This is a genomic window from Pseudomonas poae (assembly GCF_001439785.1).
GTDB classification, from domain to species: Bacteria; Pseudomonadota; Gammaproteobacteria; order Pseudomonadales; family Pseudomonadaceae; genus Aquipseudomonas; species Aquipseudomonas poae.
Genome location: NZ_JYLI01000014.1, coordinates 60,216 through 77,889 on the forward strand (window position 1 = coordinate 60,216; position 17,674 = coordinate 77,889).

Genomic DNA, 17,674 nt, shown 5'->3' on the forward strand with positions numbered 1-17,674 from the left:
AATATTGAACTTTTTTTGGAGTGCTTATGCCCGTGGATAATGGTCACCGCTGGAAAGTGCTGGGGGTAGGCGTCGCCGCCAACGCCAGCTTTTCCGCCGTCGTTGGGGGGCTGCCCGCGACAGCTGTGTACATGCGCGCCACCTACCAGCTCGACAACACGCAGTTGGGCCTGGTGCTGGGCGTGCTGGGCCTGGGCATCGCCATCAGTGAAATCCCTTGGGGGCTGCTGACTGACCGGTGGGGCGACCGCCCGGTATTGCTGACCGGGCTGCTGAGCTCCGGCATCGCCCTATTGGTATTGGCGATGCTGGCACTTTACGCACCCACGCTGATATTGCTGGCCATCGGCCTGTTCGTTGTCGGCCTGCTCGGCAGCAGCGTCAACGGTGCCAGCGGCCGAGCCATCATGGCTTGGTTCAAGGAGGGCGAGCGAGGTCTGGCCATGAGCATTCGGCAAACCGCCGTGCCAGGTGGCTACGCCCTCGGCGCATTGATACTGCCCTACTTGGCCCACAGCTATGGCTTCGTCCAGGTATTTGGCGCCAGCGCGCTGTTCTGCCTGATAGCCAGCTTCTTCGCCTGGATGTGGTTGTATGAGCCGGACTTCGATGGGACAGCCGCCAAGAAGCACAACGCCACGCCCAGCAACAGCCCGCTGAGCGATCTGCGGGTATGGCGCATCGTACTGGCCATCGGCCTGCTCTGTGCCCCGCAGTTTGCGATTCTCACGTACGCCGCGGTGTTCTTCCACGACTTCAGCCACCTGGATATCACCCTGGTTTCCGCAACACTGGCGGTGATCCAGGTCGGCGCCATCGTCAGCCGCATCTGGAGCGGGCGCTGGACCGACAAAAACAAAAATCGGCGCAGCTATCTCAAAGGCTGCGCATGGCTAAGTACCGTGACCTTCCTGCTGCTGGGAGTCACCGTCTCGCTTGCCAGTGCATACGGGATCAACGCAACCCCGCTGGCCAGCGGCCTGATCATTGCAGCGATGGTGATCGCCGGCATCAGCGTATCGGCATGGCACGGCGTGGCCTACACCGAGCTGGCCACAATGGCGGGCGCCAGCCGCGCCGGCACGGCACTGGCAATGGGTAATACCTGCGTGTTCGTCGTGTTGTTCGCCACCCCCATCGCGGCGTCCGCACTGATGACTCACTTCTCCTGGGGCACGGTATGGCTGGCCGCGGCCTTCTGCGCGCTGCTGACCGTACCGTTGTTTCCACGGGTAGAAAAGCACTTCGCCCTGGAACTTGGCTCAGTCTGAACCGCCAGTGAACCCTTTTTGCCCCGAAGAAAAATCGTAGTACCCGTCGCAGCAACCTGAATCAGGGCCGACTCGTTCGGCCCTGATTCACCTGGACTTACATCATTCCATTGGAGGAAACCATGACACCTCGATTTATCTTTGCGCCTGATGAAAAGACTCAGCTATTCCAATTGCTGGAACGCTCAAGTACTTCACCCTACACCCACTATCCCGCGTTCTCCCAAGAGATAAACGAACTGCTTCACCTGGTGCCGCCGCGTTTTATCAAGCTGTGCCAGGATATTCGTCATGAACGTGCGACCCAGCAGCAACGCATCCACGTGATTCGCAACTGCCCGATGGACCTCGTGATTCCGGAGCTCGATCCTGACGATCCGGTGCGCGATAAATACCTTAAGAAAACCCGATTCATCAGCGAAGCGTTTCTTGAATTATTTGCCCAACTGACGGTAACGCCCCTGTTGTCCTATGAAACCAGAAACCAGGGCGACTTCTTTACCGATGTCATCGCCATCAAGAAATACAGTGGTCAATTGACCGGTTTCAGCGACAGTGAACTGGTGTTCCACAATGATCGCACCGCGCATAAAGTCAGGGCTGATTACATCACCCTGCTTGGACTGCGCTGCCCGGATGACGACCTCATCTATACCGGTTATATCGACGGAGTGGATATCGTCAACAACCTGGACCCGGTGCACGCTGATTACTTGCGCCACCCGCACTTCCTGACCACGTTCGATGTGTTCTCCCGAGACATGAACAAACAACTGAGCACTTCGGAGAAACATCCGATTCTCAGCAACACACACTCCATCCGTTACTTGGACACCATGACCTATGTGGCATCCGAAGCGCCCGTCGAGGCGCGGGATGCGTTCATTGCCTTTAAAAATGCCATGACTCGTTCCCAGTGCAAACGACACCGGATTCTCACGGGCGATCTATTGACCTTTGCTAATCAGGACGGACTACATAACCGCGAAAAAATCGACATTCTCAACCCACACAGCGCCGCCTCGCGCTGGTTGCTCAAAACCTATGCGTTCAAGGATTCGCCGACCGCCGAAAGTTTCAAGCCGTTCTGGTCCAACAACCGCACCGGCTGCGTCATCGACTGAACACTGCGCACCACACCTCCTCATTGATGACAAGTTACACACAACTCTATCAAGGTGATTTAAATGCGTTTACGCGCACTCTCCAAACGGGTTCAACAATTAGAACTTTCGGAAACATATGCGATTTTGGACACCGTGCGTAAATTGCGGCAACAGGGTGAAGACGTCGTCGATCTCGGCGGTGGTGAACCTGACTTCAGGACACCTGACCATATAGTCCACGCTGCCGTGAATGCGCTCGCAGAAGGCGAGACACACTACACCGCCAGCCGCGGAACCCAAGCGTTACTTGAAGCCGTAGCCCATAAATATAAAAAAGAGCACGGACTCGATCTGGACGCCAACCGAAACATCATTATTACGCCCTCAGCCAAACATGCCCTGTTCATCACACTGATGACTTTGCTCGATGACGGCGATGAGTTAATAGTCCCCACGCCCAGTTGGGTCAGTTATAAAGCCATGGCGGCGATGGCCGGCGCTACCGTCAAGGCCGTGCCGCTGGACGGCGCAACAGGTTTCCGACTGGAGCCCGAGCAACTGGAACGGGCGATCACGCCGCGTACCAAGGCTATTTTGATCAATAACCCGAACAACCCCACCGGCCGCGTACTGAGCCGTGAAGAAGCACAGGGCGTGGTCCAGGTCGCGCTGAAGCATGGCCTGTATATCGTCAGCGATGAAATCTACGAAAAGGTCCTCTACGACCAGTCACGCCATATCAGCATGGCCAGCCTCGAAGGCGCTGCGCCGATTACCGTGACGATCAGCGGGTTTTCCAAGGCCTACGCGATGACAGGTTGGCGCCTGGGTTATGTGGTCGGCAGCGAAGACATCTGCGGACAGTTGCTCAAGGTGCAGCAGCACACGGTCGGCTGCGCCGGTTCCTTTATCCAGCGCGGCGGCGTCGCGGCGCTTGAAGGTTGTCAGCAGCGGATCGCTGAAATGGTGGTGGCCTATAAACGGCGTCGCGACAGGCTCATCAGCGGGCTCGAACATATTCCAGGCATCACCTGCAGGGCACCCGAAGGCGCTTTGTATGTGTTCGCCTCAATCTCGGATCTCGGGTTCGAAAACTCCATGGCCTTCACACGCTGGCTACTGGAAACGGTGAAGGTCGCCGTCACACCTGGCACCGCGTTCGGCGAAGGCGGCGAAGGCTATGTGCGGCTGTCCTTTGCGGGCAGTGACGAAGACATCGACGAAGCAATTAGACGACTGCACTACGCGTTCCAGTAAAAGCTCGATTATTTCGACGGTTTCACACATACCCACAGGATTGAGTATGCCCCCCATGAAAACTGCACCTGTTTGCTCCCCACATCGCATTGCGATCATTGGCAGCGGCCCTCGCGGCTTGTCGGTGCTCGAACGTCTGGCCGCACTGATGCTCGCACAGCCGCCGGCGCGCAAGGTGGTCATTCATCTGATCGACAGCGCACCGATCGGCACCGGCCGAATCTGGCGAACCGACCAGCCGCACCACTATGTAATGAACACCGTGGCGGAAGAAGTCTCGTCCTTCTCCGGCCCTCTGGATGGCGGCCCGCCCAGGCCCGGTGCCGGTCCGTCGCTGGCGCAATGGTGGAGCGCGGTAGACTCTGGCTACCCTGGGGCGAACGCGTACGCGCCGCGCGCCATACATGGCCAGTACATGCAGTTCGTGCTCTCCACTATTGAAGAAAGCTTCAGTCCGGGTATCTCGTTGCAGCGCATCAGTGCCCAGGTGCTGGACCTGATCGACACCCCACACACGCGAACCCTGGCTCTGGACAACGGCCAGTCACTGAATGTGGACAAAGTCGTCATTGCAACCGGGCATCCGACCCCTGAGCTGACCGGCTGGGAAAAACAACTGCAACAATTCGCCGACCAGACCCAGGGCCTGGCGTTTATCCGCGGCGACTCCGCAGCAGACATGCCGCTGGAGCGGATTAAAGCGCACCATCATGTGGGCATCGTTGGCCTGGGCCTGGCGTTCCACGACATTGTCGCGGCCTTGACAGTGGGACGCGGCGGCAGATTTACCGAGGTCGATGGCGTCACCGTTTACCTTGCATCAAACCGAGAGCCGAGGCTGTACGCTGGCTCACGTAGCGGCATGTTGATTCCCGCACGTGGGCGCAACCAGAAGGAACCCAACTTCCAGTACCAGCCGCTGTGCATCACCCGCGAAAAAATCGACGCACTGCAACAACGTGGCGAGATCGACTTTGCCGCTGAAGTGCTGCCGCTGTTGCTGGTCGAAATCAATATCGTGTATTTCGCCACGGCCATCGGCCTGCAGAGCGGCCCGACCGCCGCGGCGCAGTTCAAGGCCCGCGTGAGCCAGTTGCAGGCGTTCTCGCTGCCGGCACTGATCGCTCAGGCCGAGCAGTTCGGCGTAAGCAACCTGCCGGTATTGGACCTTGATCGCCTAGCCCGCCCGTTCCAATCACAGACGTTCGAAAGCCCTGCAGCCTTTGCCCAGGCCCTTGATCGCGTGCTGCTTGATGACCTGCATAACGCACTCGAAGGCAACGTAAATAACCCGCTCAAGGCCGCACTCGACACCATTCGTGACACTCGCGCGCTGATAAGAAGCGTGGTGGATTTCGGCAGGCTCACCCCGGGTACCCACCGCAAAGATTTTCTGCAGGCGTATGCCCCCACCAGCCTGTTCCTGACTGCCGGGCCGCCGCTCTATCGCACCGAACAAATACGTGCGCTGATGACAGCGGGCGTGCTGACGCTGGTCGGCCCCGAGACCATTTATGGCACCGACGCCGAGCAGCAGAAGCTGACGATCGAGTCACCTCGCGTCAGTCAGTCGCGACAATTGCTCGATGTGGTCATCGATGGACGCATCCCCTCCCCCGACCTGCTCAGGGATCCTTCAGTATTGACACGCAACCTGGTGCGGCGCGGGTACTGGAACCCGTACGTCAACCAGAACGCCACCGAGCGTTTTGTCACGGGCGGTGTCAACGTCACCCCCGGTCCTTACCATCCGATCGACCAGCACGGCCAGCCTTTGCAGCATCTATATGTGCTCGGCCTGCCTTCCGAACACACTCGCTGGTTCATGCAGGCCGGAAGCAGTCGGCCCGGCTTCTGGACGGACTTCGCCCAAGACGCTCATCACGTGGCTCACCATGCCATCCAGCCGGCCTGGATCACCGTCGCCGTCCCGCTCGCCGAAACGGCCTGAACACCGCATTTTAAGGAAGAAACAATGTCTGCCAAAAAAGCCTTGATGGTGATGGACTTCATCAATGAAATCGTCCACCCCGACGGCGTGTATGCACGAGAGGGTTACCATCGGCAAGCCAGCGCGCGCGGTGCTTGAACGAGCGGGCGCAGCGCTCGAACACGCGCGGGCGCAGCAGTTGCCCATCATCTTCGTCGTGGTCGGATTCAACGCCCAATACGACGGGTTTCCCGAACATTCGCGGGTGTTCGCCCCGGCGCGCGAACACGGCGTGCTTAAGCTCGATACCTGGTCAACCCAGGTACACGCCTCGCTCGCCCCACGCGAGGGAGAAATCGTCATCGCCAAAAGCCGCGTCAGTCCGTTTTACCGGACCCACCTTGACGCCATTTTGCGCGACCTGGGCGTGCAGGAAGTGGTGCTGACCGGCGTATCCACCGAACACGTGATACTCGCCACGACGCTGGACGCTCACGACCGTGACCTGGCTGTCACCGTGCTCGAGGACGCCTGCTGCGCCGTCAGCCAGGAACGCCATCTCGCGGCAATCGAAAGAATTTCGCGCACGGCCGACATCCGCTCTACCTCCGACTTTCTTGCTTCATCCATGTATTAAGGCCGCGACCATGACCCCTACCGTTTTCAACCTATTGAATGTTGCAAACCAGCCGGACTCGATCGACTGGTCGGCGCACACCCAGCTCAACCGCAACGGCGCGCGCATCCATACGCTGTTCGAATGCACCGAGAGTGCCCAGCGTATCGCCTTGATCCGCTGCGACGCCGGCGCCAGCGCTGCGGCTCATCATCACAACGGTCATGAGACTTTCCTGATCCTGGACGGTGACTTCGAAGACGAAAATGGCCTTTACCATAAGGGCGACCTGGTGATTTATCCGCCGGGCAGCACCCACGCCTGGAAATCATCAACCGGTGCGCTGATTTACGCGACCTGGGGCGGTACGGTGACTTCGCAGCAGGACCTCATGCAGCACGTGTCAACTGCGCCGGAATATAACAACAGCTTCTATGATGGCAGGCACCTGGTATGAATGAACCGTTGAAAGCCGGTGGCTTGCTGTTCCTGAGCCAGGATCCGCTGAGCATAGCCCGACAGTTGGGTGGAGAGCGCCTTACCCTGGAACAGGCCTCACCGCTGCGCGAGGATATTTCCACGGACGAGATAACACCGATTCCAGTCCTCGCGTATTTCGATGATCGCCTGGCCTCCTACCCTTATGTAGGCCTGAAGACAGGCGCCGTGCTGCCCATTGGCAAGGACGATGTGGTCTCGCGTGGGTATCAGGTGACGGTGGCCGGCAAGCGCTACGGAAAAGGTTCTTCGCGCGAACACAGCCCACTGGCGGAAAAGAAAGCGGGGGTTCGCCTGGTGATTGCCGAGAGCTTCGAGCGCATCTACCGGCAAAATGCCGACAATATCGGCTTGCTCACCTCCACCGACCTTTCATTGGTACCTCGCTTGCAGGCCGGCGAGGTGATCACGCTCGATGAGCTGATTGGCAGCCGTGACGCGCTGTCTACTGCCATCCTGAAAAGCGGCGGCCTGCTGCATTACGGCCGCGAGCATCTGAGCCACGCCACCCAACCGGTCGACCACGGCGCCAGGGATTTGCCGAGCCGACCGCTGACCTTTGCCGAAAAAATCATCCATCGGCATTTGCTCACTGCGCCGGGAGCCGAACGCGTGGACTACGGCGCCGGCATCTTGATGCGTACCGATTGGCGGTTTATCCACGAGTATTACACCGGCCTGTGCGCACACTTGCTGGACGACTGCTTCGGCCCCTCTTACGCGCTGCATCAACCGCACTCGATCCTGGCCTTTGAAGATCACCTCTCCTACAAGCGCCGCAGCCCGGCGCACCTGGGCCAGAACCTGGTGGGAGAACTTGACGCCTTGTCTCAAGCGCACCGCGGGTTCGCGCAACACCATGGGCTGAAAAACCATGGTTACCTGCCGGACGAAGGCAGCGAGGGCATCTCCCACGCCATGATGGCCGAGTCCTACGCACTGCCCGGCCAGATTGTCATCGGCACCGATTCACACACTCCGCACAGCGGCGCACTGGGTTGCCTGGCATTTGGCGTGGGCACCACCGACATGGCCAATGCGTTCATGACCGGCTCGGTGCGGGCCGCATACCCCGAAAGCCTGAAGATCTCTCTGCTGGGGCAATTGGCGCCTGGGGTGACCGCCAAGGACCTGGTGCTGGCACTGCTCGCCAATAGTCAGATCAAGGCCGGTCTGGGTGTGGGCAAGATCTTTGAATTCGGCGGCCCCGCCTTGGCGCACCTGTCAACCGATGAACGCACCACGTTGACCAATATGACCGCAGAGCTGGGAGGCTTTACCGGAATTGTCGTACCTGACGAAGAAACCGTGCGATTCATCAAGGAACGTCGTGGTCATGACTTGCGGCTCGATGCATGGATGTGCAGCGATGAGGGCGCGGTATATGCCCACACCCTTGAGCTGGACTGCAGCCTTGTCGCACCCATGATCGCTGCGCCAGGCGACCCAGGCAATGGACAAAGCCTCACAGACCTGAGCGAGCGCGTCATCATCGACATCGCCTACGGCGGCTCGTGCACCGCCGGTAAGCGCGATGATTTCGACCACTATTTCAGCGTGATTCGTTGGGCGTTGGATCAGGGATTGAAATGCCATCCGAGGGTGCAGTTATTCCTGCAGTTCGGCACGGTCGATGTGCGCGAATATTGCGAACGCATGAATTACCTGCCGGCGTTTCGCGCGTTTGGCGCAGAGCTGCTGCAGCCCGCCTGCGGTGCCTGCGCCAACTGCGGACCCGGGTCGTCGGTGGACACGCAGCAGGTGACCGTCAGCGCCATCAACCGCAATTTCCCCGGGCGATCGGGGCCAGGCCAAGTGTGGCTGGCCAGCCCCCCCACCGTGGTTGCCAGTGCGGTCACGGGATATATCACCTCGTTCAGCGCGCTGCGTTCAGGCACCGCCGTGAACGAGGGGCTCTGCGCCTGAGCTGATGGAGCCGCAAAGGTCGCTTGCGGCTTGATCAACGCCTACGGATCAATCATCCAATCCCGGAAAGCCTGCGCCGCCTGCGACGCACTCAGGCGTCAGTCCCCGCACACTATTGGACAGGCACAACGTCACGCAGTAAGGGTTCTCGCCGATGTCGAACCCGTGTGACAAGCCTGCCGGGATCACCAGCAGGTCGTTTTTTTCACAACGCACGGCATACAGGTAGTCACCCACCTGCAGGGTGTACAAGCCCTGCCCTGCGATGAACAAGCGCGCGTGATCTTCGCTGTAGCGCCGCATCTTCTGGTGCATGGCGCGTAACTCATCCTTGTGCGGCTGATCGCTGCCGACGCTGAACACCTCGACCGCGCTGTAGCCCAGGGCGTCGATCTGCGTCTGGCTCGCGGCAATCATCTGCGCCTCGCTGGCGCCCTTCTCCAGCGGGCCGGGCTGCCAGCGTTCGAAACGCACGCCGTGCTCGGCCAGGATCGACGCGATGTCTTCGGCGTGGGTGAGGACTTTGTTCGGGGTATCCAGTGTGGCTAGGGCGTAGACGGCGACATGGCTCATGGGACGGTTCCTTGGTTCTGCTCGTGCAAGTGAAGGCCGATGATGACGGCGGCGGCCAGGGCGGCGGCGCTGGCGATGCCGAACGTGAGGGGCGGGCCCAGCAGGTTCCAGCTGTAGCCCGAATACAGGGCGCCGAGGGTGCCACCGATGCCGGCCAGCGCGGCGTACAGCGCCTGGCCCTGGCCTTGTTGTTTATCGCCGAAGCTGCGTTGCACAAAGGCAATCGCTGCGGCGTGAAAGCTGCCGAAGGTCGCGGCGTGCATCACTTGCGACAACAGCAGCACCCAGAAGAATTCGGCAAAGGTGCCCAGCAGCAGCCAGCGCAGCGCCGCCAACAGGAAACTGGCCAGCAGCACTCGGTGCAACGAAAAGCGCGCGAGGATGCGGCTCATCGCCAAAAACATCAGCACCTCGGCCACCACGCCCAGGGCCCACAAAAGGCCGATCACGCCCCGGCTGTAGCCCAGGTGTTCGAGGTGCAAGGTGAGAAAGGTGTAATACGGGCCGTGGCTCAATTGCATCAGCGCCACACAGCCATAAAAAGCCAGCACGCCGGGGCGGCGCAGCTGTTTGAGGAAACCGTCGCCGGCCAGGCGATTGCCATGGCCGGCGGGTTGCGCGTTCGGCACCCACAGGCTGGCGACGATGATCCCGGCCATGATCACCACGACTACCACCGGGTAGATGTCCAGGCTGAGCCAGTCGAACAGGCGCCCCATGAGCACCACGGTAAGCATAAAGCCGATGGAACCCCACAACCGCAGCTGGCTGTAGCGTGCGGTCTGCTCGCGCAGGTGCGCCAGGGTGATGACCTCGAACTGTGGCAATACCGCGTGCCAGAAGAACGCATGCAGGGCCATGACCAGCGCCAGCCAGGCGTAGGTTTTGCTCACGAAAATCAGTGCAAAACTGGCCAGGGTGCACACCGCGCCGATGCGCACGATAGCCAGGCGCCGGCCGGTGTAATCGCCGAGCCAGCCCCACAGGTTGGGCGCGATGCAGCGCATCAGCATGGGGATGGCCACCAGTTCGCCGATGCGCGCGCTGGAGAAGCCCAGATGATCGAAGTACAGCGCCAGGAACGGCGCGGTGGCCCCCAGCAGGGCGAAGTAGAACAGGTAGAAGCTGGAGAGGCGCCAGTATGGGAGCGTTGAAGTCATGGATTACAGGGGCCGCTTCACAGCCCAACTCGAGCAAGCTCGCTCGCCACAGCAGACCCGCTCGCCACAACAGACCGTCACAGCTGGCCCAGCACCGGTGTGTTCACCTGCACATCGGCGTTCTGCCCACGATGGCGCAACAGGTGGTCCATCAGCACGATGGCCATCATCGCTTCGGCAATCGGTGTGGCGCGAATGCCCACGCACGGGTCATGGCGGCCCTTGGTGATGATGTCCACCGGGTTGCCGTGCACGTCGATCGAGCGGCCCGGCGTGGTGATGCTGGACGTGGCCTTGAGCGCCAGGTGCGCCACGATGGGCTGGCCCGAGGAGATGCCCCCGAGGATGCCGCCTGCATTGTTGCTGAGGAAACCCTGCGGGGTCATCTCGTCACGGTGCTCGGTGCCGCGCTGGGACACGCAAGCGAAACCCGCACCGATTTCCACGCCCTTCACCGCGTTGATGCTCATCAGCGCGTGCGCCAGTTCGGCGTCCAGGCGGTCGAAGATCGGCTCGCCCAGGCCAGGCTTGACCCCTTCGGCCACCACGGTGATGCGCGCGCCGACCGAGTCCTGGTCGCGGCGCAACTGGTCCATGTAGGCTTCCAGTTCCGGCACCTTGTCCGGGTCGGGGCAGAAGAAGGCGTTGTCTTCGACGCTGTCCCAGGTCTTGAAGGGGATGTCGATGGGACCCAGTTGGCTCATGTAGCCGCGGATCACGATGCCCTGGGTTGCCAGGTATTTCTTGGCGATGGCGCCAGCAGCCACGCGCATCGCGGTCTCGCGGGCCGAGCTGCGGCCGCCGCCACGGTAGTCGCGTTCACCGTATTTGTGATGGTAGGTGTAGTCGGCATGGGCCGGGCGGAACAGGTCCTTGATCGCCGAGTAGTCCTTGGACTTCTGGTCGGTGTTGCGGATCAGCAGGCCAATGGCGCACCCGGTGGTGCGGCCTTCGAATACGCCGGAGAGGATCTCGACTTCGTCGGGCTCCTGGCGCTGGGTGGTGTGACGACTGGTGCCGGGCTTGCGACGGTCGAGGTCACGCTGCAGGTCGTCCAGGGACAGCTCAAGGCCGGGCGGACAGCCGTCGACAATGGCGACCAACGCCGGGCCATGGCTTTCGCCCGCGGTGGTGACAGTGAACAGCTTGCCGAAGGTATTGCCGGACATGCAGGGCGCTCCGTGAAATCAGTTGAATCAAGTCAACCGTAATAACTTAAGGCGGCCAGTATACGCAGGCTAACCGACTAGTTCATCCTCGAAACCTTACCGGTAGACACGGGTCCAACCGGCACCTTCCCATGATGGCGCGATGATGCTTCGAGTTCTGCTGTTAGCCCTTACCCTCTTTACAAGCCTGGCCCATGCCGCCTCTGCAGTGGTGCTGCAACGCCCTGTCAGCCTGGACACCGGCAGCGGCGAGCTGTTTGGCTCGCTGTTGTTGCCGCAATCGGACAAACCGGTGCCGGTGGTGCTGATCATCGCCGGCTCCGGCCCAACCGACCGCAACGGCAACAGTGCCGACGGCGCACGCAACGACAGCCTCAAACGTCTGGCCTGGGTGCTCGCGCGGCATAACATCGCCAGCGTGCGCTACGACAAGCGAGGCGTGGCCGCAAGCCTTGCAGCCACGCCCGACGAACGCAATCTCACCCTCGACGCCTATGTGGCCGACGCCGTGGCCTGGGGCAAGCTGCTCAAGGCAGATAAACGCATGGGCCCGCTGATTGTGCTGGGCCACAGTGAAGGCGCCTTGGTCGCCGCCCTCGCAGCGCCGCAACTGGACCCGGCCGGGGTGGTGTCGCTCTCCGGCAGCGCGCGCCCGGTCGACCAAGTGATCCGCCAGCAACTGGCCGACCATCTGCCTCCTGCCCTGTTGCTGCGCAGCAATGAAATCCTCGACCACCTCAAGGCCGGCCAGGTGGATGCCGATGTGCCAACTCCCCTGGAAGGGATTTTCCGACCCAGCGTGCAGCCTTACCTGATCAGCCTGTTTCGCGCCGACCCATCGGCCGCCTTTGCCAAACTGCGTATGCCGGCACTGATCATCCAGGGCACCAACGACATCCAGGTCGGTGTGGGCGATGCGCGGCAACTGCAACAGGCCAAGCCCGACGCGCAGTTGACCATTATCGAAGGCATGAACCACGTGATGCGCATCGTGCCCAATAACGTCAAGCAACAACTGGCCTCCTACAACGACCCGAAACTGCCGCTGGCCGCCGAGCTGGGCGAGCGCCTGGTGCGCTTTATCGACGGTCTGCGAGCGCGTTAAGCGCATATTGGCCTCCAGTCCTGGCAAAAACGGCCGATAGCCCAGGGTCGACGGTAAAAAGACTGTCGGCTCGCACGGCTTGGACAGGATCGCGCCGCATGACAATCACTGAAGCAACACCGGAACCGACCACCGACACCCCGGCCGACGCACCCGAGGCTGTCGAGGCCGCGGCCCTGCCGTGGGCGGACGTGCAGGCCGAACATTTCAAGATGCTGCGCCTGGCGCCGCTGGCCATCGACCGAGCCACCGGAGCCCGACCCTTGCGCTTTGTGCAGTTCGGCTACGCCGAGCGGCATGACCCGCATCGCAGCCTGTTGCGCATGGTCATCGAATTGCCGGGCCAGCGCGTGCGGCGTGAACAGAACCAGCTCGATGTCTGGGTGGACCACGATACACACCGCGTGCACTTCGGTCCGGGCAACAGCCTGGAGATCGAACCGGTCAACCGTGGCCTCGGCCGCTTTCTGGTGGCACAGGCCGCCGCCTGGACGAAAAAGAAGTGGTCACACTACCGCGTCGACGGCGTGAGCCTGGCCAACAAGGATGCGCTCAACGAAGCCACGCGCCTGCGCCGTGATCACTTCCTGCGCATCCAGGGCTTTGATGTGGCCTACGCCGACGTGCAGCATTTGAAAGGCAATGTGCAGCCGGGCACGGCCAGCGGCGTACTGGACAGCTGGAACACCGAGAAGGTGCAGTTTGTGCAGATTCTGGAAGCGGCGCAGATGCTGCAACAGGCCGAGCAGAACCTGCTGGAGCAGGAAATAAAGCTGCGCAAGGAGGAAGAAAAGGTCACCAAATTCAAGCGCGAGGACAGCGGATTGCGCTTTACCATTACCTGTCTGGTGGCGTTTACGGTGTTTCAGGCGGGGCTGTTGATCTGGATTGCCACGCACCGCTGATCAATTGCAACGCAAGCAAAATGTGGGAGGGGGAGCAAGCCCCCTCCCACATTTATCTTATTTCTTCAGTCAGACCCGGGCAGCAAAGACAGCCTGATGCTCGCGGCACTGTTCAGCCGTGAGCATGAACACACCATGCCCGCCGCGCTGGAAGTCCAGCCAGGCAAAATCCACTTCCGGGTACAGCGCCTCGACATGCACCTGGCTGTTACCCACCTCAACGATCAGCAAGCCCTTCTCGGTCAAGTGATCCGCCGCCTCGGCGAGCATGCGCCGCACCAGGTTCAAGCCGTCGTCGCCACAAGCCAGGCCCAGCTCCGGCTCGTGCTGATATTCGTCGGGCATGTCGGCAAAGTCTTCGGCATCGACGTAGGGCGGATTGGACACGATCAGGTCAAAACGCTGACCCGGCAGGCCATCGAAGCCATCGCCCTGCACGGTGTACACGCGCTGGTCCACGCCGTGGCGCTCGATGTTCTGGTTGGCCACTTCCAGCGCTTCGAAGGACACGTCACCCAGCACCACTTCGGCCTCCTGGAACTCGTAGGCGCAGGCAATGCCGATGCAACCGGAGCCGGTGCACAGGTCGAGAATGCGCGCAGGCGGCTGGGCCAGCCAGGGTTCGAAGCGATTTTCGATGAGTTCGCCAATCGGTGAACGCGGGATCAGCACGCGCTCGTCGACGATAAACGACAGGCCGCAGAACCAGGCTTCCTTCAACAGGTACGCCGTGGGCACCCGCTCATGGATGCGGCGATGCAGCAAACGCTGCACGTGGGAGACTTCCTCTTCTTCGAGGTTGCAGTCCAGGTAGCTGTCGGCAATTTCCCAAGGCAGATGCAGGGCGCCAAGCACCAGTTGCCGGGCTTCGTCCCAGGCATTGTCGGTGCCGTGGCCAAAAAACAGGTCTTCCCCGTGGAAACGGCTGACAGCACAACGGATATGGTCGCGCAAAGTGCGCAGGCGGGAAGTGATCACGGGGCAAGCTCCTGGAAAAAACGACTGGCGATTCTAACAGCCTTCGCCGGCACCGACGATGCGTGCAGAGCTTGCGCCACCTGTCGGATTTCATCCAAATGGCTGCCCCCAGGTTAAACAAGGCAGTCCCTTGACAGGGCTGCACCCCAGCAACGACGCAGCTTGCGATGGTAGCGATTCACAGAACCGCTCTGCCAGTGGACAATGTCGCAAACGCCCCCCTGACAGGAGCCCCAGAATGTCCGTTCCAAAGACGATGTTTCAACTCAGCGGTCGTGGTTACGCAGCAGCGAACCTTGCCCATGCGACCCTCGTGATCATCGACGCCCAGAAGGAATACCTCAGCGGCCCGCTCGCCCTTTCGGGCATGGACGCAGCCGTCGCCAACATCAGGCAACTGGTGACATCGGCGCGCAATGCCGGCCGCCCGATTGTGCATGTGCGTCACCTCGGCACCGTCGGCGGCCTGTTTGACCCCCAGGGCGAGCGCGGCGAGTTCATCCCCGGCCTTGAGCCTGAGGGTGACGAAACCATCATCGGCAAGCTGTTGCCAAGCGCCTTCCACGGCACCGGCCTGGAAAAACACCTGCAGGACCTGGGCTCGCTGGACCTGATCGTCTGCGGTTTCATGAGCCATTCCAGCGTCAGCACCACCGTGCGCGCCGCCAAGAACCTGGGCTTTCGCTGCACGCTGGTGGAGGACGCCTGCGCCACCCGCGACTTGCCTTGCAAAAGCGGGGTCCTGAGTGCCGAGCACGTGCAGCAGACCGAAATGGCCATCATGGCCGACAACTTTGCGACCCTCGCACTGACCAAAGATCTGGTCTGATCGACCTGCGGGTGAGCGGCGTGTTTAAACCCCACTCATCCGCAAAGTCCTTTCATTTGGCGCATTTACCCCTCTACCCGGAACAACCTGTGTATCTTCCGGTCGAAGGGCCGATACCCTGGAGGAAAGGTCGGAATGAAGATATCCGATGGTTTTGATGCTCGTCGCTTGCGCCCCAAGGGCCCGAGCAACTGGCGTCTGCGTCTGGTGGCGTGTTTTGCCGCGCTGCTGACGATGTGTGGTCTGTTGTTGGCCGGCGCTGGTGGCGCCGGTTTGTTTGGCCACTCACCGGCCCTTGGCGAACTGAACGCCAGCCCCGGTGGCTCGGCGATTCTGTTGGTCAGCGGCCTGTTGGTGCTGTGGTTGGGCGTATGGTTGTGGCGCCGCAGCCGTCGGAAAATGCGCCAGACATCGTCATTGAATATCGCCTCGCACCTGATGAAAAAGCACGACTGATGGCGCCTGGATAGCGTTTCCTGCGCCCTGGCCGCCGCGATTAGGTAAACTGCCCGCCCTTCGCGGAGGCTGACATGCAAGACGACGACTTTTCCCTGTTCAAAAACGAGCTGCGCGGCGTCAAGCCGATCAAGCATGACCGCGCCGACACGGGCAAACCCAAGGCTGACCGCGCGCAGATCGCCAAACTGCGCCAGGCCGCCACCGTGCGCACCGATGCCACCACCGTGGATGGCCTGTCAGACCAGTTCGTGATCGATGTAGGCCCCGAGGACGAGTTGATGTGGGCCCGCGACGGCGTGCAGGAAAGCCAGATGCGCAAGCTCAAGCTCGGCCAAATCCCCTTCGAAGGCAGCCTCGACCTGCATGGCATGAACGTGGAGAAAGCCCGGGAAACCCTGTGGGCCTTTCTTGCCGAAGCCACGAAATTCGAAATCCGCTGCGTGCGCGTCACTCACGGCAAGGCGGTGCGCCTGGACGGCAAGCGGCCGATGATCAAGAGCCACGTCAACACCTGGCTGCGCCAGCACACCCAGGTGCTCGGCTTTACCTCCTGCCAGGCCCGCCACGGCGGTGCCGGTGCCGTGTATGTGATGCTCAAGCGCACCATGATGGAAGGCCGCGACGAGTAACAAGTGCCATCGTCAGGCTTGCAGCGATGTGTCCGCCCCCGTAACCTTGCGCTTTGCGAAAATCCAACAGGTAGTTTCATGTCCCTGGAACAGAATTACACCGCGATCCTCGGCCAGATCGGCGAGGACGTCTCCCGTGAGGGTCTGCTCGACACGCCCAAGCGTGCCGCCAAGGCGATGCAGTACCTTTGCCGCGGTTATGAACAGACACTTGAAGAAGTCACCAACGGTGCCTTGTTCAGCTCCGACAACAGCGAAATGGTGCTGGTCAAGGACATCGAGCTGTACTCGTTGTGCGAACACCACCTGCTGCCCTTTATCGGCAAGGCGCATGTCGCCTATATCCCGAGTGGCAAGGTGCTGGGCCTATCGAAGGTTGCGCGGATTGTCGACATGTATGCGCGCCGCCTGCAAATCCAGGAAAACCTCAGCCGTCAGATCGCCGACGCGGTACTGCAAGTGACCGGTGCGCTGGGCGTGGCGGTTGTGATCGAAGCCAAGCACATGTGCATGATGATGCGCGGCGTGGAGAAACAGAATTCGTCGATGATCACTTCGGTGATGCTCGGTGAGTTCCGCGAAAACGCGGCCACCCGCAGCGAATTTCTCAGCTTGATCAAGTAACGGGCTGCTTCGATAAAAGCCGGCGTTCATCGCCGGTTTTTTTTCGCCTGCAGAATTCAGGTAAGCTGCCACCCCTTACGTTTAGGGCAAGAGGTTTCAGCCATGTTCGTCAAAGCACTTCGAGTGGGCCTGGGCCAACTCATCATCGCGGGCGACTTTGTTACCCGCCCGCGCAAGAAACAGCGCCCCGCCGAGCAACAGGCCAAGGTGAATGCGGCGGCCAGGGACCTGACCCTGTACCAGTTCCACGCCTGCCCGTTCTGCGTGAAAACCCGTCGCACCCTGCACCGCCTCAATGTGCCGGTGGCCTTGAAGGACGCGAAGAACAACGAACACGACCGCCAGACGCTGCTGGAGCAAGGCGGCAGGATCAAGGTGCCGTGCCTGCGCATCGAAGAGAATGGTCAGACCACCTGGATGTATGACTCCAAGGTGATCATCGACTACCTCGACAAGCGGTTTGCTTCTATCTGACAGACCTGCGATCCCTGTGGCGAGCAGGCTTGTCCTGCGTTGGGCTGCGCAGCAGCCCCAAAACCAGGCGCTGCGTATCAGGTACACCGCGTTTTGCTGGATTGGGGGCGCTTCGCACCCCAACGCGGGGCAAGCCCGCTCGCCACAACATGCCCGCTCGCCACT

18 protein-coding genes are annotated in these 17,674 nt (G+C 61.0%); 14 read left to right on the forward strand and 4 right to left on the reverse strand.

What is annotated here, in order from left to right:
• Positions 1–26 precede the first annotated feature (26 nt).
• The 7 genes from TU75_RS17340 (at position 27) to TU75_RS17370 (ending at position 8,604) form a co-directional block, all read left to right on the forward strand.
• Positions 27–1,271 (forward strand): MFS transporter, encoded by a 1,245-nt coding sequence (locus TU75_RS17340; protein WP_060549610.1) that lies wholly within the window; start codon positions 27–29, stop codon positions 1,269–1,271.
• Positions 1,272–1,393: 122 nt separating this feature from the next.
• On the forward strand, positions 1,394–2,395 hold the full coding sequence (locus TU75_RS17345) for a Fe(II)-2OG oxygenase family protein (protein WP_060549611.1): 1,002 nt from the start codon (positions 1,394–1,396) through the stop codon (positions 2,393–2,395).
• Between the two features lie 63 nt (positions 2,396–2,458).
• A complete protein-coding gene (locus TU75_RS17350) occupies positions 2,459–3,634 on the forward strand; it encodes a pyridoxal phosphate-dependent aminotransferase (RefSeq protein WP_069665414.1) in 1,176 nt (391 codons plus the stop codon).
• Between the two features lie 55 nt (positions 3,635–3,689).
• On the forward strand, positions 3,690–5,585 hold the full coding sequence (locus TU75_RS17355; RefSeq protein ID WP_060549613.1) for an FAD/NAD(P)-binding protein: 1,896 nt from the start codon (positions 3,690–3,692) through the stop codon (positions 5,583–5,585).
• A gap of 64 nt (positions 5,586–5,649) precedes the next feature.
• The gene (locus TU75_RS17360; protein WP_082630452.1) at positions 5,650–6,201 is read left to right on the forward strand and encodes a cysteine hydrolase family protein; all 552 of its coding nucleotides are present in this window, start codon (positions 5,650–5,652) and stop codon (positions 6,199–6,201) included.
• A 10-nt stretch (positions 6,202–6,211) separates the two neighbouring features.
• Entirely contained in the window at positions 6,212–6,637 is a 426-nt protein-coding gene (locus TU75_RS17365; protein WP_060549615.1) for a cupin domain-containing protein, read from the forward strand.
• Positions 6,634–8,604 carry an aconitase family protein gene (locus TU75_RS17370; protein WP_060549616.1) on the forward strand — a complete coding sequence of 657 codons (1,971 nt, stop codon included), beginning with the start codon at positions 6,634–6,636 and terminating at the stop codon, positions 8,602–8,604. Before TU75_RS17365 ends, TU75_RS17370 begins: the two co-directional genes overlap by 4 nt.
• Positions 8,605–8,652: 48 nt before the next feature.
• Here TU75_RS17370 and TU75_RS17375 read toward each other — a convergent pair whose 3' ends face one another.
• From TU75_RS17375 to aroC, 3 genes are all read right to left on the reverse strand, one after another.
• Complete coding sequence (locus TU75_RS17375; RefSeq protein ID WP_060549617.1) at positions 8,653–9,177, reverse strand: 1,2-dihydroxy-3-keto-5-methylthiopentene dioxygenase; 525 nt, start codon at positions 9,175–9,177, stop codon at positions 8,653–8,655.
• Positions 9,174–10,337: an MFS transporter gene (locus tag TU75_RS17380; protein WP_060549618.1), complete on the reverse strand. Its 1,164-nt coding sequence runs from the start codon at positions 10,335–10,337 to the stop codon at positions 9,174–9,176. Before TU75_RS17380 ends, TU75_RS17375 begins: the two co-directional genes overlap by 4 nt.
• 77 nt (positions 10,338–10,414) lie before the next feature.
• A complete protein-coding gene (gene aroC, locus TU75_RS17385) occupies positions 10,415–11,506 on the reverse strand; it encodes a chorismate synthase (RefSeq protein ID WP_003236726.1) in 1,092 nt (363 codons plus the stop codon).
• Between the two features lie 142 nt (positions 11,507–11,648).
• Between aroC and TU75_RS17390 the strand changes: the two genes are divergently transcribed.
• Both TU75_RS17390 and TU75_RS17395 read left to right on the forward strand, forming a co-directional pair.
• Positions 11,649–12,611, forward strand: a complete 963-nt coding sequence (locus TU75_RS17390; RefSeq protein WP_060549619.1) for an alpha/beta hydrolase — start codon at positions 11,649–11,651, stop codon at positions 12,609–12,611.
• A gap of 98 nt (positions 12,612–12,709) precedes the next feature.
• Complete coding sequence (locus TU75_RS17395) at positions 12,710–13,516, forward strand: hypothetical protein (protein WP_060549620.1); 807 nt, start codon at positions 12,710–12,712, stop codon at positions 13,514–13,516.
• A 69-nt stretch (positions 13,517–13,585) separates the two neighbouring features.
• Here the strand turns inward: TU75_RS17395 and prmB are convergent, their stop codons facing one another.
• Positions 13,586–14,494 carry a 50S ribosomal protein L3 N(5)-glutamine methyltransferase gene (prmB, locus tag TU75_RS17400; RefSeq protein WP_060549621.1) on the reverse strand — a complete coding sequence of 303 codons (909 nt, stop codon included), beginning with the start codon at positions 14,492–14,494 and terminating at the stop codon, positions 13,586–13,588.
• Between the two features lie 238 nt (positions 14,495–14,732).
• On the opposite strand from prmB, the gene TU75_RS17405 reads away from it, so the two are divergent.
• The 5 genes from TU75_RS17405 to TU75_RS17425 all read left to right on the forward strand — a co-directional run bounded on the left by TU75_RS17405 (position 14,733) and on the right by TU75_RS17425 (position 17,509).
• Positions 14,733–15,323: a cysteine hydrolase family protein gene (locus TU75_RS17405; RefSeq protein WP_060549622.1), complete on the forward strand. Its 591-nt coding sequence runs from the start codon at positions 14,733–14,735 to the stop codon at positions 15,321–15,323.
• A 135-nt stretch (positions 15,324–15,458) separates the two neighbouring features.
• The gene (locus tag TU75_RS17410; RefSeq protein ID WP_003236736.1) at positions 15,459–15,779 is read left to right on the forward strand and encodes a hypothetical protein; all 321 of its coding nucleotides are present in this window, start codon (positions 15,459–15,461) and stop codon (positions 15,777–15,779) included.
• A gap of 74 nt (positions 15,780–15,853) precedes the next feature.
• Positions 15,854–16,411, forward strand: a complete 558-nt coding sequence (locus TU75_RS17415) for a Smr/MutS family protein (RefSeq protein ID WP_003236737.1) — start codon at positions 15,854–15,856, stop codon at positions 16,409–16,411.
• A 78-nt stretch (positions 16,412–16,489) separates the two neighbouring features.
• Positions 16,490–17,035 (forward strand): GTP cyclohydrolase I FolE, encoded by a 546-nt coding sequence (folE, locus tag TU75_RS17420; protein WP_015372560.1) that lies wholly within the window; start codon positions 16,490–16,492, stop codon positions 17,033–17,035.
• 102 nt (positions 17,036–17,137) lie between these two features.
• Complete coding sequence (locus TU75_RS17425; RefSeq protein ID WP_003236740.1) at positions 17,138–17,509, forward strand: glutaredoxin family protein; 372 nt, start codon at positions 17,138–17,140, stop codon at positions 17,507–17,509.
• Positions 17,510–17,674 lie beyond the last annotated feature (165 nt).

Excerpts from the sequence above, each read along its gene's own strand:
- TU75_RS17375 (WP_060549617.1), bottom strand. The coding sequence starts at position 9,177 with ATGAGCCATGTCGCCGTCTACGCCCTAGCCACACTGGATACCCCGAAC.
- TU75_RS17360 (WP_082630452.1), top strand. The coding sequence starts at position 5,650 with ATGAAATCGTCCACCCCGACGGCGTGTATGCACGAGAGGGTTACCATC.
- aroC (WP_003236726.1), bottom strand. The coding sequence starts at position 11,506 with ATGTCCGGCAATACCTTCGGCAAGCTGTTCACTGTCACCACCGCGGGC.
- TU75_RS17380 (WP_060549618.1), bottom strand. The coding sequence starts at position 10,337 with ATGACTTCAACGCTCCCATACTGGCGCCTCTCCAGCTTCTACCTGTTC.
- TU75_RS17390 (WP_060549619.1), top strand. The coding sequence starts at position 11,649 with ATGATGCTTCGAGTTCTGCTGTTAGCCCTTACCCTCTTTACAAGCCTG.
- TU75_RS17345 (WP_060549611.1), top strand. The coding sequence starts at position 1,394 with ATGACACCTCGATTTATCTTTGCGCCTGATGAAAAGACTCAGCTATTC.
- TU75_RS17355 (WP_060549613.1), top strand. The coding sequence starts at position 3,690 with ATGAAAACTGCACCTGTTTGCTCCCCACATCGCATTGCGATCATTGGC.
- TU75_RS17410 (WP_003236736.1), top strand. The coding sequence starts at position 15,459 with ATGAAGATATCCGATGGTTTTGATGCTCGTCGCTTGCGCCCCAAGGGC.
- TU75_RS17365 (WP_060549615.1), top strand. The coding sequence starts at position 6,212 with ATGACCCCTACCGTTTTCAACCTATTGAATGTTGCAAACCAGCCGGAC.
- TU75_RS17395 (WP_060549620.1), top strand. The coding sequence starts at position 12,710 with ATGACAATCACTGAAGCAACACCGGAACCGACCACCGACACCCCGGCC.
- folE (WP_015372560.1), top strand. The coding sequence starts at position 16,490 with ATGTCCCTGGAACAGAATTACACCGCGATCCTCGGCCAGATCGGCGAG.
- TU75_RS17415 (WP_003236737.1), top strand. The coding sequence starts at position 15,854 with ATGCAAGACGACGACTTTTCCCTGTTCAAAAACGAGCTGCGCGGCGTC.
- TU75_RS17425 (WP_003236740.1), top strand. The coding sequence starts at position 17,138 with ATGTTCGTCAAAGCACTTCGAGTGGGCCTGGGCCAACTCATCATCGCG.
- TU75_RS17370 (WP_060549616.1), top strand. The coding sequence starts at position 6,634 with ATGAATGAACCGTTGAAAGCCGGTGGCTTGCTGTTCCTGAGCCAGGAT.
- TU75_RS17340 (WP_060549610.1), top strand. The coding sequence starts at position 27 with ATGCCCGTGGATAATGGTCACCGCTGGAAAGTGCTGGGGGTAGGCGTC.
- TU75_RS17405 (WP_060549622.1), top strand. The coding sequence starts at position 14,733 with ATGTCCGTTCCAAAGACGATGTTTCAACTCAGCGGTCGTGGTTACGCA.
- TU75_RS17350 (WP_069665414.1), top strand. The coding sequence starts at position 2,459 with ATGCGTTTACGCGCACTCTCCAAACGGGTTCAACAATTAGAACTTTCG.